Origin of the sequence: Candidatus Brocadia sinica JPN1 (assembly GCF_000949635.1) — a bacterium.
GTDB lineage: Bacteria > Planctomycetota > Brocadiia > Brocadiales > Brocadiaceae > Brocadia > Brocadia sinica.
The window spans coordinates 81065-95320 of sequence record NZ_BAFN01000001.1; the positions used below are offsets into that span (position 1 = coordinate 81065).

The following is a 14256-nucleotide window of genomic DNA, read 5'->3' on the forward strand; positions in this document are numbered from 1 at the left end:
ATCCCCGAAGAATCTCTAGTTCCTTTTTAGCAGCTTCTTCCGGATTCCGTTCTTCTCCCGGAAAAGGTGTGAAATGGAGGTTCAGAGGATCACTGTAATCACCAACAATGATACAGGAAAAACCATCCTGATGTGAATCAATCGAAGTCTCAACTTGTTGATGATTTGACTGAGTATTAAAGGTAAAAGGCTCTCCAAATCCGAAAGAGCAGAGGATGCTACTTATAAAAATTAATGAAAGAATTAATTTTGAGAATCGTTTAACCATAAATAAGCAATAGTGCCTTTTACCAAAAGTTCAAATATAATTATTTATTTAAATATAGTAAAATATTCCCATAATTCAACTATTTTTTTGAAAATTATGCTCGGTAATGAAACTGATGATTTTCATCTCACCGCTACATTTTGAAGAGTACAGGTATCGCTGTTCAGTATGTAACAAAGAACTGTTGGTGAATGAAGCAATAGTGGATGCAGGAATTGGAATGGAGAAATTTAACAATGTATTAAACCTGTTGTTTAAGGCATTGTCAACAGTCCAGACCTAAATATTTTTTCAAATCTTCCGATAATTAATGAAGCTTAAACCTATATTGAATACTTTAGACAGCTATTGAATATTCTAGAACGCATGAGAATACTTGAGAATATCTTAACATGTATAATTAATGTCGTTAAATTAAACAAGATTTTTCTTGTAGCAAAAACTCCAGAAAAAAAGGAGAAATGTATGTGGTTGACAATAGGAAAAAAGGTGAATAGCAGTTTTGTAGTAATAACCCTGATAGTAACGATTATTGGTGGCTTGGTTTTGCATTGGATAACGGACTCTAAAGCAACTAACCAGACAATGTTAAAGATAATAACACCATCCATGATCGGAGTTGAAACTCTTTGTGGATTAGCCCTTAGCACAGTACGGGGTTCTATTTCCTCTGGAAATGAAAGATATATTCAAGACCTTGAGAATAGAAACAATGCTGCACATCTTTATTTTAATCTAAACCTTGCATCCTTATGCAAATCGATAGATGAAAAGGCAGATGAACTATTGACTATCCTTGAAGGTATGCCATCTTCAGAGATGGCAAAAGATGCTCAGTTGGCTACGGCACATTTCAGGGCAGGAATAGCACATTCTGGTTTTGCAATATCGGAATTTCTGAAAATGCCAGATGAAGCATATGTAAAGGAGTATGAAGCTGCAGTCGTTTTGCGTAAGAAGGGATTAGCCGACTTGCAGGTATGCTCAAAATGGTTAACCGGCAGTGCTCAGGAAGTGATTGACAACCTACGAGACGAGGATGAACAACTTATAAACCATGCGAAAAGGGTGTTTGAGATACAGAGGGGAAATGATTATCAATTTAACCCAAGATATCTGAAGGAAAAATTCGTATATAATCCTTAAAACACAAAAAGGATACAATCATTTTCATGATTCCTGAAAGATTCTTATCTACGTTCATTTTTTCGTAACCGATTCCTTCTTTAATGTGATGTTTTTCAACCAATCTTCCTTACTCCCCTTCAGATTTACATACAAAAGCGATTAGGCGTTCCACAAGCAAGTAAACCAGTCCGGAGAAGGCGGTCAGCCAGGCCGATAGCGCTATGTATACAAAGCAGCGTGGAATCACGTGCAGAAATTCAAGATCCATCGCCCGGGCCATCTGAAATGTGCAAGCGGTATACATGCCCAGAGGAAAGATCGCTCCCCAATATAAGGGGTCGTACCGCAACGGAAATCGTTTGTAGACATACCTCCAGGCGGCCAGAATAAAAAGCATGGGGATCCACCACGTCCCGGTCGCCCAAAAAAACACCGTAAAACCCTTCAGAAAGGGGAGCAGTGACCGAAGGAATGGAGCGTCAGGAGCGTTGATAATCAACAGAGAACCGGCAAGTGTGGAGATGGCCATCGCACCCATGTTGATCCAGTAAGGTGGCGTCAGGTCACCGGGAGAAAACCTGAAGAACGTGTAACGGTAGAAAATGAGGGAAATCATCCAGATGTAGAGCATGCCGCCCCACAACCACATGGACAGGGCAAAGAAATTTACCTCACGCTTATACGGTTGTTCCCAGTGTGATGCTATGAGGGCGCTCAGGACAGCGATCGACTGGGTGGAAACGACAGCAAGCAGCCACGCACCGGTAATGCCCTCATCCAGAAGCGGCTTATTTTCCTTAATGGTAAGTGCAGTAAAAATGGTGTAGGTCAGAGCTATCCAGAGGACGATTCCCAGAATCCATAAAAATATTGCTATGCGGTAGTTTCCTGAGATCAACACGAACTGGCTGCCGAGAACGCAGGATCCGGCAATGGACGTGAAGAAACCAGGCCCACGTTTATGGTCGACCATATCGCTGAAGAACTGTCTCCTGAACCAAATGACTCGCAACACATTCAAGAACCATAAGATCAAATAAACGATGATATTCAGCCAGAACAGGGCAAAAGCGACAAATCGCATTCCTAACAAGTGGGCTGCGATGGAAATAATACCCGTGGCCATAACCATTGCAAAATAGGCCGGGGACAAATCCTTTACACTCTCTTTCAGGCCATTCCTGAGAAGTGAATAAGTGTCAACAAGAACCATCTTATGTGCCTGCCGCTCTTCTGCGGGGTATTATCTCTAATTTCTTTTCAGTTCCCCCCAGTTTCGCAAGTCTCCTGGCACTTTCTCTCGCGATAAGTGCTTCGAGGCCGAGCCTGACCAGAGACGTCTTTTCCTTAATACCGGTCAACTTCGTTGCCTTATCAAGCAATTCATCTTCTATGTTTATTGTTGTTCTCATGAACTTACCTCCTGTTAAATATGCATTATTGTATGTATTAGCATGCATTGAAAAGATATCATTGTCAAGAAATATCTGGTACGCATATGGGGTTAGAGTTATCATAACAGTTCAACCCACCGCAGAGACGCAAAAGACGCAAAGAAAAACTTTAACCAGTAATTATGTTAATAGGGCAAAAAACAGCGTCATTACTACTGCACTGAATACACCAATCAATTAATTTACCTCATTACCCGTATTTCCCAGCGGTAAGTTATTCTCCACTTTCCTGCAATACCTGGTGGGTTCCACCGCATTTGTTGCAACGAAAAGCGCCTGGTTCAATCTCTCCGTGCTCATACATGGTTGCCAACTCCATTGCATGTTCTTCCGTGTTGGCATACGCAACGAGGGTGTCCAGTTCGGTGTAAATCTTGTAACAATTGAATGGATGTACCTCACCGTCTACAATTGCATATAAATTTTTGCTCATATTTTCCCCCTTTCCTGAAGTATTTTTTTTAAACTTAACACCAGAGTACACTGAGAAATCTCTGAAAATCAACAAGTTACAAGTTTTATAGCCTCATTCCGCTGTATCTATTATTTCCTGGCTCAGTATACACGATCTAATCTTCTGATATTAACCCACGCAATAAAACTATACAAAAATACGCCAAAACAAACAATATGAAATTGCCTTGAATCGGCTGAGATTAAAAGTAAAATCAAGAAATATTGGTTCTTCGGGAAATAGCGTTGAAACAAGGTATGAATAACACCTTTTGATATTTTCTATGAAATACCCGGATATTCCACAACACATTGATAAGTAAGGACTTATAAAATTACGCAGTTTTATAAATCGTACGTAGCTCGTACTCTTTCAAGCTTAGAACATGTTTGGTGAATTTTTCAACAGCTTCTTTCTTGTCGTCCAGGTCTCTATGGACATAGGTCATAGTAGTATTTAAATTTGTATGGCCGAGCATTTTTGATGCGATAGAAACGTCTTGAACAACCTCGGTGATTAAAGTTGCGTTGGTATGACGCAATAAATGGAAGGAGGCACCAGATAGCCCCATCTTCTTAAACACCCTTATAAAATGATTACTGCACTCGCCAGCAATTTTATGATTCACTTCCCCATCGTAAAATAAGTGCTCCTTTGCATCGCCTGCCGATTCCTTATACTTCTTTAATTCTCCCACCAGATAACTTGACAACGGCAAGGCGACAACCCTCCCTGTCTTCTGTGCAATGGTCGTAAGCGTTGCATTCTGGAAGTCTATATTTGACCACTTTAAAGCCATGACATCCATGAGCCGAAGTCCTGTAAACATCCCTATAAGAATCGCCATGCGCTCCCGTCCCATAGGCAATACAGATTCATCAAGGATTCGCTTGATTTCTTCATTGGTCAATATCCTCTTGCGGGTCTCATCCACCTTTAACCGCTTAACCCCCTGCATAGGATTACTGTTTACCACCCGCTCTTGTACAGCCATATCAAGAATAAGCCTTAAGACAGAACAATACTGATTCACGGTAGAAGCCTTTGCCCCATCTTTTTGCACAATATCCGTGCAGAATCGTTGTATCAGGACAGCATTAAGTTTAGATACCTCGAAGCCTCCAAGATGTTTTGCAATGGCATTCACCGCCGTTTGACGGTTCACAAAAGTGTTTTCTGGCACACTCCCCTTGATATACTCTAAATACTTTCTGGAATAGGCTTCCACCGTGACTTTAGGCATTTTCTGCAAGATAGGAAGGTCGAATAACCCCCTTTGAACATTTCTTACTATCTCTTGGTATGCCTCTTTTGCTTCCGTCTTCGTGAATCCGGGTTTTACAATGCTTCGCCAAGTTCCGTGCTGATCCCTAAACTCTATTGACCATCCCCCGCATGGACTTGGCACGTCCTCTGGACAGTATTTTCCGCGCTTGCCGTTACAACTAACACCACCCTGAATAACCTTGCCATATCTATCCCCTTCCACCCGCTTGCCCTTGCATGCTGAATGATATTTTTTCCACCTTACCGCCATTATTCCACCGTCCTTTCATGGAATAAAAAAAGAAGGCAGTTAACCAAGTGTAGGACGGTACACCTGGCCACTGCCTTTGATTGCCTGAGTCTCCCCAAGCAAATATTGTTTTGCGTTTCCGTCCAAACGCCATCGTATCTAAAGTTAACTTCTAAGCTGCTTCGCTTGCTTCCAACTGCCTGGCTTTCTTCTCGCTCTCATTCATCTCGACAATAGCTTCATTTATCACCGCTCGCGGTATTGCTGCCCCACCGTTGCAGCCGTTGGGACATTTACCTGTGGCTATCCCATCAGACAAAACATAGAGTTCTAACTTCCCATTACAAATTGTGCAAAATACTTCAAACGTGCTATCCATACAGCCTCCTTTTTTCAACATAAAGGGCAACAAAGCTAAGTGCAAGGCAGTGCACCTAACTTGTTGCCCTCTATTGCCCGATTTTTTCAGGCATATATCTTTAGCGTCTGCCTACGCCGTTATCAATGGACATATGTATTACCGTACTCTTAAACCATTGTCAAGTACTACCTGTAGCATGCTAAATATAGCAAGGCAACCCCGTCCAGATCATCCAGCATACCGCCCTGATTACTTCGGAACCTATCAGCCAGATAAGGTAATCCGTATATGGATACAACCTCATTAGTTTGCCTCCAAAAAGTTTGCTGTTCTTGCAGGTTCAAAATTCGTGTACAATACCTCAACGGTTCTTGGCTTTGATTCCCCTGTTGATTTATGGCTGCCCTTGAAGCTTGAATACTCATGCCGATGCCAGCCCCGGTACAATTCATCGTATAGGCCGTTCTGATAATGTGAGATCATGGCCTTACCCTTTATGCCGTGAAGTAGCTCTGCAAGGGTACGGTGGTCTTCCGATGCAAAGGAATCCTTGCCGTAATAATGTTCTGCATTCAGATAGGGAGGATCGCAATAAAACAGGGTGTCTTCTGAATCATACCGTTTGATACATTCGCCATAAGGCAAATTTTCAATGGTAACGTTCCGCAACCTCCTGGCTATGTCCTCAAAGATATCAATGGCCGTCCTGAATGATTGCGCCGGGTTCCGTCCGGTGGTAGAAGGTAGAGCAAACCCGCCCCGCCTCATATCAGCCCCATAGGTAGAACGATTCAGGTAATACCACTGTGTAGAAGCTTCCACAGGATCGCCAGGGATATTCCCTTTCTTCCAGTTTGTTCTTATCTCCTGCCATAGACTTCTGGAATAAGGCATAAGATTTAAGAAGTTAATCAACATTTGGCATTTCCCCGGTTCCTGAATGACCTTGAAAAAATTCACCAGGTGATTATCAATATCGCTGAGGACTTCCACCTGGGAAGGTCTCTTGGCAAAGAGAAGATGCCCAGCTCCTGCAAAGGGTTCGACATAACAAACATGCTCAGGAACCTTCTCGGATAACCAGCCAACAAGAAAACTTTTACCGCCTATGCGATTAACAGGTGATTTTAATTTCATATAGTTTTACATCTCCTTAATTGCTGTTCTAAGAATCCACCAAAATTAGAAACTATTGGCGACAGAACCCACCCCCTGTCCAGCCGTGCTACCAATCATAAGCCCTGGTGGTCCACCAAGCATGAAACCACCAACAGCACCACCGATAGTCAACGCTACGCCCATTATGGTTCCTAACGGCGATGGCTTGTAGTTCGGCGTAGAAACCGTCCGTTCTGCACCAACAAGCGACCTAACGGCATTACCAAGTATCTCCAAATTACGCACTTCGTTGATCCTTGCGTCAAACCACTTGCGATATTCTGCATCAAGCGACCCCTGCTCATACTCCCTTGCGTACAAACCAGCCGTGCGCAATAATTCCGCATCGGCTACAGATTGATAGCCAAGTTCAATAGCATGCGATAAGACTCTGTCCTGCCTTGAGCGTTCATTGTGGTAATTAAGAAAAGACAGCTTGGTCTCTTCGCTATCGTAGAATATCTGTGTATTTACCAAGTCAAGCACTAAGTGTTCCTTATCATCCCCCATTAAGTACGGTGAATCACCATCAATATACGATTTGATGTTATTGTCATAAGTAGACTTGGCGCTATCGATTACATTGCTAACAGCCTTGCGAAAATCGGCATCATTACCTTCTAGAAAACTGCCATACAAAACGTTTTTAGTGTAATCGATCCCCACGGCTACAAGCGGGTCTCCGCCTCTCCCACGTTCAGCGAGCGCATTTATTGCGTCAATTTCGTCCTGTGTCTGCTTTGCGTAAATACTCCCCGTGTATTCTGTGTCTTTGTTCTCATTGTAGAGTTTTTTCGCCCGATCTAAATATATCGCGGCGCTGTTGTCTGCCCACGACGGCAGATTGCGAATTACTGTAGTTGACGACCCGCTTCCTTTATTCATACATCCTCGCTATGTTATTGGGTTAAACTCGGCATTTGCCAGCCAAATATTTGCGCGCCTAATTGCGCCTGAGCGGATACTTCTGGACTTGTCAAACCTGTATCTAATTTGGGAGCCTGCCAACCAGCAATACTTTTACCAACATCAATATTATTCATACCGCTGTAATCTTGCTTCGACAGCGACATAGTATTGTTTTTGGTCTTACCGAAGTATTGCGCCGCTAGTCCAGCGCCTGCCAATGCTACTCCAGCGAATTGCGCAAAACCGCCTGGCCTATAAAACGGCCTGGTCTCAGAACTATACGACCCAACTAAAGACCTCACGGCGTTACCGTGTATATCAAGCTTTGTTGCCTCATCGCCTTGCTCACTAACCCAAAGCCTATACTTGTCCTCCCTCTTGCCCTGCTTCCACTCCCTGTCGTAAAGAGCGCCATTGCGAATCAATTCTATGTCTCTTACGCTTTCGTGCCCATAAGGAATAACGTAGCCAAGTAGTCCAATCCTTCTGTTTTGTTCTGTCTCGTAATCGTCATAGAAAAGGTTTTCGCTTATCTGTAACAACCTCATAATTGTATTTTCGGTCGCCTTAGCCTTCCTTATTGCATGGCCACTACTACCCCAACACATCAACCGCAAAGCCTCATCGTCTATCGCCGGTATAATATCTTCCTTGAATTCCTTTATGATCAATTCAGCCTGCCTTGCATACTGTGCCTGTATCTTTGTGTTGATGTTAAGCGTTTTACCGCTCAGTATATCGTTTAAGAGTTCTTTGGCCTTCTCTACTATCGGCGAATGGTTTTTGCCTCTGTCAATAATAGCCTGTATGCCATCTGTTTCGTCAAAGTTTTGTTCGGCGTAGGTGTCGCCATCGTATCTGGTGCTATATACCTTTGTGCTTAGATTGGCCATGTTTTGCGCTTTTGCCAGATAGAGTTCGGCGTAACTTCTAGCCCAATCCGGCATGTTTTGAGATTCTACAGTACTACCCATTATTCAACCCTCCTCCCGTCAATAAACTCTAAAAGATTATCTACAGTGAACCTTACCCCGCGCTTACCTGTACCTATACAAGAAATCCGCCCTTCTTTTATCGCATTCCAAAGGGTGTCCTCCCGCATGTTGAAAAATCTGGCTGCGTCATCAAGCGTGAAAAAGCTTGCCTTATTCCTTATCATTTGATGTCCTCCCGCCCGAACCAATTGAATTTTGGAGTTACGGTATTTTCTCTGAGGTACACCTCAACCTGCTCCAGGCTAAACCTAATTTGGTTGCCGACCTTAATAAAGGGTATTCGTTTTTGACTTGTCCATTGGTACAGTGTGCTTTCTTTGACTTTTAACAACTGCGAAAGGTCTGTTATATCCAACAGACAATTGCGTACCTCTACAGTTTTAAACTCCACCATTCGTTATCTCCATGCGGTCTAATGGGTAAAAAAAAATTAAATAGTTTTCTTCCTTTTAATCTTCTTCCTAATGGTCGTGCTGTTTGCGCAAAAAGTGGTATAGAATACCTTCTACCATTAAAGCTGCGATTGCCCTATCACATGCAAAGAGAACATGCAGGCCATGCTTTGCGCTAAGTGCTTGCAGTGAACCAACAACCGACTCAACTGAAATAGCATTGCGCCAAACACCACGATAGATGTCTGCAAGAGAAGCCTCTACAACTAGCCCGGCATATTCAAAATCCCGCATCCGTTGAACCTCACTCATAAACCGCTTGCGCTCAGCACTCAATGATTGCAGGAGGTCTGGAAGGCTCTTACGTTCGATCGTCACTTTGTCTTCGAAATGCTCTAAACTGTAATCCCCGGTCTCAAGCTTTGCGATCTTTACTCCTGCATTGTGGAAGACCAGCGGTTTCTTTTCCCTGGTATCCTGGATAATAGTTAAGTCACTACGCTTAATCGCCATAACTCATCATCTCCGATGCCTGCTTTTCATACCTGCGGAAATGGTCAACCATGGTTTCTTGGCTATCGTAAAACCGCCAGTCGGCCATCCCCCCGATACTGACCAATCGCATATCAAAAGGCTGACTCTCTAGCCAATCAAAGGTCTCTATAAGGTAAAGCTCATTCGACACCTGAGCTATAACCCGACCTTGCCAACACAACTTACCACCTTCAAGTGAAATGAAATACTTATCAACTAACACCGATTTACATATCCCCACAACAATCACCTGCACCCTTTCTTTGTAGTCTAATACCTTGATCTCTTTGCTCGCTACTCCCCACACACCTTTTTTATCAGAAACTCACGGATAGCATCACGTTTAAGTGCCGCCTCTATCCCGTTAGCAACGTTGGTTATATCTGGCATACGCTTTCTTATCCAGTCGATAGGGCAGTACACATTACCGCCGGCGATAATCACCCGGTTCCCTTCCAGCGCACACTGCTTCATAACGTCTGGATGATTAGCGTCCAGCATGTCCAGGGAAACATAAATTCTCATGTCGCCAGGGATACCAATGCCCATGCCATCTCTATAAGAGTTGATGTCCACCTCCCCGAATTTGACTTCATGTGCCTTGACCCTCTTGGTTGTCCGTATGATCTTAGGTTCCATCTTCCCTCCTCCTCTCATTGCTAGTTGTAAGTCGATTTATACCTTTGGATTAAGTCGCATCTGCCGAGTTCTCTGAGGGTTACGCATACAGATTGCCCGCCAGGCTTCCAATAATGAAACCGCCTGTCGCTATTGAAAGGTATGACCAACACCCCACTTTCTGTCACAAATGGTTGCCGCTGCATGGGTTCCGTGTTCTCGCCCATGATTGCCATACGCTCGGCCAATTCGTAACCTGCTGTTACCGGCTCAATCTTTCCTTGTTGGATAAATATTTGGGCTGCCTTTTCAGGTAGTTTTACAATGCTCCCAACAGGGAATGTCTTAATAGTCCCCTGCACTTTAACCATAAGACTTTGAATGACCTTATACATTGGCAACCTCCTCCGCAAATTCGACCTCGAAAACCTCAGAGTTTTTGATGTCTAAATTTTCAACATTGCCCATAGGAATTTCGTTTTTCGGTGTCGGTTTTGGACGATTTTCTATTTGGCAAACACCCTCATTTTTTTGCATGCTGGAAACATACTTTTTTTCTATTTGGCTATGTGGCAAACCACATGTGGAAACATCGCCACATTCAGTAAATACGCGGGTTTCCATGTTTCCGGCATGTATTAGTTCATGTGGCAGCATTCCTTCTATTTGGCATGTTTCCCCCCCTATAGGGGGAAACATTGCCAAGTAGGAATTAGCAGAACCAGGATGCAGCTTAAAGAATTGCTTACGTTTCGACCCTTGATACCCTGGGTCGTCCTTTAAGGTACTATCCAGAATCAATTCTTTTCCCAATGCATTTTTCAATGCTGACCTCAATTGTTTCTCCGGCACGCCTAAAGCTTTTTGTATTTCTTCAAAATCCTTAACGCCGGTTCCTATAAATTGAGTTATACTTTCAATAAGACCCTTGCCCTCACCAAGAACACCTGAAACATAAGAAATCTTTAGAGTATCTGAATTAAAAAGCAATCGAATCGGAGCGAAGGATGCCAAACGCATTTTCCCCGGATGCAGAGTCAATATTTTCCCATCATCCATCATTTCTCCCTCCTCTAACACAAACTGGCAATCGACAGCCCCAACAATATCACCCGACCCCCTGGATCGTTCCCTTTTGTCCCCATCCCTGCTTTTCCGCTCATGGTGGATTATCAAAACCGTAGCATCGGTTTGTTTAATAATCTCACGAAACGCTTGCATGACTTTTGCCATTTCATCCGCGTCGTTTTCTTTGGCGTTGTGCAGTCGGATTAGAGCGTCAAAGATAACTAAAACATATTCCTCCTTGTTGATAAGGTCAATCAATGCTTTAAGATGTTTAGGATTGTCTAACTTCACGCCTTGATAATGGATGAAGTGAATTGGCGTATCTTTATCGACGCCCATTTTCTCAATACGGCTGCGGTGAATACTGCCGGGGTTTTCTTCGTCAATTACCAGTACCTTCCCCCTTTTTAGTGCAGGGAAACGCCCCCAGAGTTTATTCCCATTTGAAACTGCCTCTGCGATCGAAAAAGAAACAACACTTTTCCCAACACCCGGCAAGGAGGTAAGTAAATTGACCGTGTTTTGATATATAAGAGTCTCTACTAAATATTTCGGACGCTCGCACTGAAGCATGTCTTGGATATTTGAGATTTTAAAAAAAAGAGCATTGCTGCCAGATTTCATTAAATCAATACCGGCATCCTTTGCCCTATGAATGATTGTTCCAAAGGTAAATGCACCCTTATTTGTCCGAAGGCAATTATCGTATTTCTCATCACAGTCCGCCTTGTCGTATTTTGACGAAGCCCCACTTAGCATGTGGAAATACTCACGGCCAGCTTCGCCAAAGGTATTTGCGATAGCAAAGCCTACGTTCAACCAGGAATCGTAGTCGTCAATGCCAGCCAGGGGTTTGCCAGTGGCAATGATTGCCTGCATAATTCGATGATCGTCGTCTCTCGCATGAGGGATGCAGGGGGGTTGTTCTTGCTCCGGCACAGTCTCAGGAACGATGAACGTCTCTGAGTTCTCATTTATATATATGTCTGGATCATACGAAACAAACCTTAGCCTGGAAACATCCTTGCAGCTTTTATCGACAACCAAGCCGTAAGTCTTTTTGTAGTAAGCTTCTAGATGTTGAAAGCTCTCTGCATGATGGTTTTTGTCAATCTTTACCCCAACGGCAAGGCCTTTTCCCCTGCACGAAGCGAAGAGAAACGCCGTAAGTTTGTCTTTAGTCAGTCTTTGCCGTATCCTGTCCCCCTGCTCAGATAATGCAGGATTGTCCTTATAGTCAATGTCCAAGAGAATAAAGCCGCTATGCACAGCCAACCCCTCGGCAGACCTCTTCGTAAAGAGTCCGGAGGCCGTGAAACAAGGGAGGCTACTCTTGCATTCCTTCTGCTCCGACTCGTCTTGTGTGCCCCGCAACTTCTCAATTGCTGGAATCCACTTTCCGCCGTTCCCAGCTTTAATCCCTTCTAAAATCTTTGCAAGCGTAACTGGTTGTCCTGTAACGTCTTGCACATTTTTATAGCAATTTACTTCTGTTGTTTTGCATGTAAGCGCCCCCCTGATAGCAGTTCTCAGCCTTGCAGTCCCCACACTCTGGTCTAGCAGCCATTTCAGATAAGGCGCATCTTTCTGAGCAACCTCTGAAATAGCTTTCCCTTTGTACTTGCCGAAACGAAGAATAGGCGCGGTATGTGGAAGAAACTTAATAAAGTTTTTGCAAGAAGGACACGACACCTTTTTATGGTATCCTTTGTTTGGTAGTGAAACTATCTCAATAATGAGATTTTCTGGCTTGTGTATCACGCCGCATTTTTTACAAATTTCCGTTGATTTTTCTTGTAACATAAGCTAAAATTACTCCTCAAAAAAGTTAAGCTGTGCCAATAAAAAGACCTCCGTCCTGTTTCCCCAGGGTGGAGGTCAAACTTTTTACGCCAACCTAATTAGATTTTGTCTTTACAATTCCTCCTAAAAAAGTTATTTGCCCTCGAATAGCCTTTCCAGTACACTAACCCAATAAACACCCCGTTTACGCTCATCGTCTGAGATTGCTGGCCTCATAAGAATCGCTTTTATTTCCCGTAAAATCACTGAATTGGCTTTGTCTTTTAGACTTGCTAAGTCATACTGTGCCCTGGCATGTCTTTGTGCCTCGTCTGGCGGAATACCATCTGCTACTAATGAATAGTATGTTACGACATAGTCAACATCGAATAAGGTCGCCATCAGTGGAATGTCGTTTTTCTCAATGGCTTCCTGCAAAACTTTGTCGAATTCTTTACGGATTTCTGAACGCAACCTGTGGCCGTAATTCCCCGCATCACGAAACTCGTCATAACTAACGGTCGGCATCCTAGTTGTTGCTATTTCATCAATCGGCTTTGCGAAGAATTCCGCATCTAATCGCTGTTTCTCCTGGCACTTAGCCCTAACCGTGCGCATAAAAACGTCTGTAAATTCGATGTGGAGTTTATCAACTAACTCCTTAAATTCCTGCTCCCAGCGCCACTTGTAAAGCAACCCACAAGAAACTTTCAGGTCGGACGCAATGGTTGTTTGCTGGAAGTTAGTTAATTGCAACAAAGCTGCGTTGTATTTAACCTTTGGGAAACCGATCCTATCTCCCCGTGGTGTTCCAGCCCTTTGCGGTTCGGCGTATCTGCCAAGTTTTCCCTTTACAAACTCCTGTAGTATTGTGTTCATACATCCCCCCCAGAATACAGTAAGACCATTCAAACTCACCTTACCTATATAGGTAAAAAAAAAGGAGTTTTGATTTTAAACTCCCCCATCACAAAATATAATGTCATGTACTCGTAAAAAAAATATACGCAAAAAAATAAAATATATTAATAAATGGCATAAATATTGCTAACTATATATCTAGCATAGGCGCACTCCCATCGGCTTCCTATTGCGCAAAACACTATCCCCTCTATATATATATTACTAACCTCAATTCCAAAAAAAAGACACAAAAAATAAAATATATTAATAAATGGCATAAATATTACTAAGCATATCTCAAGATAATGTATTCAGTCTGATGTAAAAACAGTGTCCGTTCACAAAATATAATATCATCCTAGTTTTCGTGTTTTCAGTGAACCAAACGCAACACATTAAAAAATAAATCACAAGATATGAAATCGTCAATACTTAAAAGAACAACGATTTTGGGTGGTATCCTACAAGGAGGGTAAATTTTTTTTTAAAGCCTGCATCATGAGGCATTTTTAAAAAATATGTGCGCTACCAGAAACAGACTTGATAGATTCTCTCGGCACATGCCCCTCGATAGGGGGTGGGGGGTTCGAAGGGGTGTCCGCCTGGCAGATCGTCCCGATCCAATGGCCATTGATACCATCGAAACCACCTGAAACCACCTCAATACCACCTCTTTTTTTTGAGGTGGTCACCCCTAATCCCTTGATTTTACTGGG

The 14256-nt window shown here is 43.1% G+C and carries 18 protein-coding genes; 1 reads left to right on the top strand and 17 read right to left on the bottom strand.

Going from position 1 to position 14256, the window contains the following annotated elements:
- The first annotated feature begins 733 nt into the window (after nt 1–733).
- Entirely contained in the window at nt 734–1414 is a 681-nt protein-coding gene (locus BROSI_RS00285; protein ID WP_052561267.1) for a hypothetical protein, read from the top strand.
- A gap of 109 nt (nt 1415–1523) precedes the next feature.
- Here the strand turns inward: BROSI_RS00285 and BROSI_RS00290 are convergent, their stop codons facing one another.
- The 17 genes from BROSI_RS00290 to BROSI_RS00375 form a co-directional block, all read right to left on the bottom strand.
- Entirely contained in the window at nt 1524–2609 is a 1086-nt protein-coding gene (locus BROSI_RS00290; RefSeq protein ID WP_052561269.1) for a tellurite resistance/C4-dicarboxylate transporter family protein, read from the bottom strand.
- A gap of 1 nt (nt 2610) precedes the next feature.
- A complete protein-coding gene (locus BROSI_RS00295) occupies nt 2611–2808 on the bottom strand; it encodes a type II toxin-antitoxin system VapB family antitoxin (RefSeq protein WP_052561271.1) in 198 nt (65 codons plus the stop codon).
- A gap of 256 nt (nt 2809–3064) precedes the next feature.
- Nucleotides 3065–3283: a hypothetical protein gene (locus tag BROSI_RS00305; RefSeq protein WP_052561275.1), complete on the bottom strand. Its 219-nt coding sequence runs from the start codon at nt 3281–3283 to the stop codon at nt 3065–3067.
- Nucleotides 3284–3638: 355 nt separating this feature from the next.
- Nucleotides 3639–4841, bottom strand: coding sequence for a tyrosine-type recombinase/integrase (locus BROSI_RS00310; RefSeq protein WP_052561277.1), 1203 nt, complete (start codon nt 4839–4841; stop codon nt 3639–3641).
- Between the two features lie 151 nt (nt 4842–4992).
- The gene (locus BROSI_RS00315; RefSeq protein WP_052561279.1) at nt 4993–5199 is read right to left on the bottom strand and encodes a hypothetical protein; all 207 of its coding nucleotides are present in this window, start codon (nt 5197–5199) and stop codon (nt 4993–4995) included.
- 285 nt (nt 5200–5484) lie between these two features.
- Nucleotides 5485–6318, bottom strand: a complete 834-nt coding sequence (locus BROSI_RS00320) for a DNA adenine methylase (protein ID WP_052561281.1) — start codon at nt 6316–6318, stop codon at nt 5485–5487.
- Nucleotides 6319–6363: 45 nt separating this feature from the next.
- Complete coding sequence (locus BROSI_RS00325) at nt 6364–7224, bottom strand: hypothetical protein (RefSeq protein WP_052561284.1); 861 nt, start codon at nt 7222–7224, stop codon at nt 6364–6366.
- 14 nt (nt 7225–7238) lie between these two features.
- Complete coding sequence (locus BROSI_RS00330; protein WP_052561286.1) at nt 7239–8222, bottom strand: hypothetical protein; 984 nt, start codon at nt 8220–8222, stop codon at nt 7239–7241.
- A complete protein-coding gene (locus BROSI_RS00335) occupies nt 8222–8407 on the bottom strand; it encodes a helix-turn-helix domain-containing protein (RefSeq protein ID WP_052561288.1) in 186 nt (61 codons plus the stop codon). Before BROSI_RS00335 ends, BROSI_RS00330 begins: the two co-directional genes overlap by 1 nt.
- Nucleotides 8404–8637: a helix-turn-helix domain-containing protein gene (locus BROSI_RS00340; RefSeq protein WP_052561290.1), complete on the bottom strand. Its 234-nt coding sequence runs from the start codon at nt 8635–8637 to the stop codon at nt 8404–8406. Before BROSI_RS00340 ends, BROSI_RS00335 begins: the two co-directional genes overlap by 4 nt.
- Before the next feature lie 67 nt (nt 8638–8704).
- On the bottom strand, nt 8705–9148 hold the full coding sequence (locus tag BROSI_RS00345) for an ERCC4 domain-containing protein (protein ID WP_052561292.1): 444 nt from the start codon (nt 9146–9148) through the stop codon (nt 8705–8707).
- The gene (locus BROSI_RS00350) at nt 9138–9476 is read right to left on the bottom strand and encodes a hypothetical protein (protein WP_052561294.1); all 339 of its coding nucleotides are present in this window, start codon (nt 9474–9476) and stop codon (nt 9138–9140) included. Before BROSI_RS00350 ends, BROSI_RS00345 begins: the two co-directional genes overlap by 11 nt.
- Entirely contained in the window at nt 9464–9808 is a 345-nt protein-coding gene (locus BROSI_RS00355) for a hypothetical protein (protein WP_052561296.1), read from the bottom strand. The genes BROSI_RS00350 and BROSI_RS00355 overlap by 13 nt, the downstream gene beginning before the upstream one ends.
- 20 nt (nt 9809–9828) lie before the next feature.
- Nucleotides 9829–10182, bottom strand: a complete 354-nt coding sequence (locus tag BROSI_RS00360; protein WP_052561299.1) for a hypothetical protein — start codon at nt 10180–10182, stop codon at nt 9829–9831.
- Nucleotides 10175–12658, bottom strand: coding sequence for an AAA family ATPase (locus BROSI_RS00365; protein ID WP_052561301.1), 2484 nt, complete (start codon nt 12656–12658; stop codon nt 10175–10177). The genes BROSI_RS00360 and BROSI_RS00365 overlap by 8 nt, the downstream gene beginning before the upstream one ends.
- 132 nt (nt 12659–12790) lie before the next feature.
- Complete coding sequence (locus tag BROSI_RS00370; protein ID WP_052561303.1) at nt 12791–13516, bottom strand: hypothetical protein; 726 nt, start codon at nt 13514–13516, stop codon at nt 12791–12793.
- Nucleotides 13517–14049: 533 nt separating this feature from the next.
- Nucleotides 14050–14232: a hypothetical protein gene (locus tag BROSI_RS00375; protein WP_052561304.1), complete on the bottom strand. Its 183-nt coding sequence runs from the start codon at nt 14230–14232 to the stop codon at nt 14050–14052.
- Nucleotides 14233–14256 lie beyond the last annotated feature (24 nt).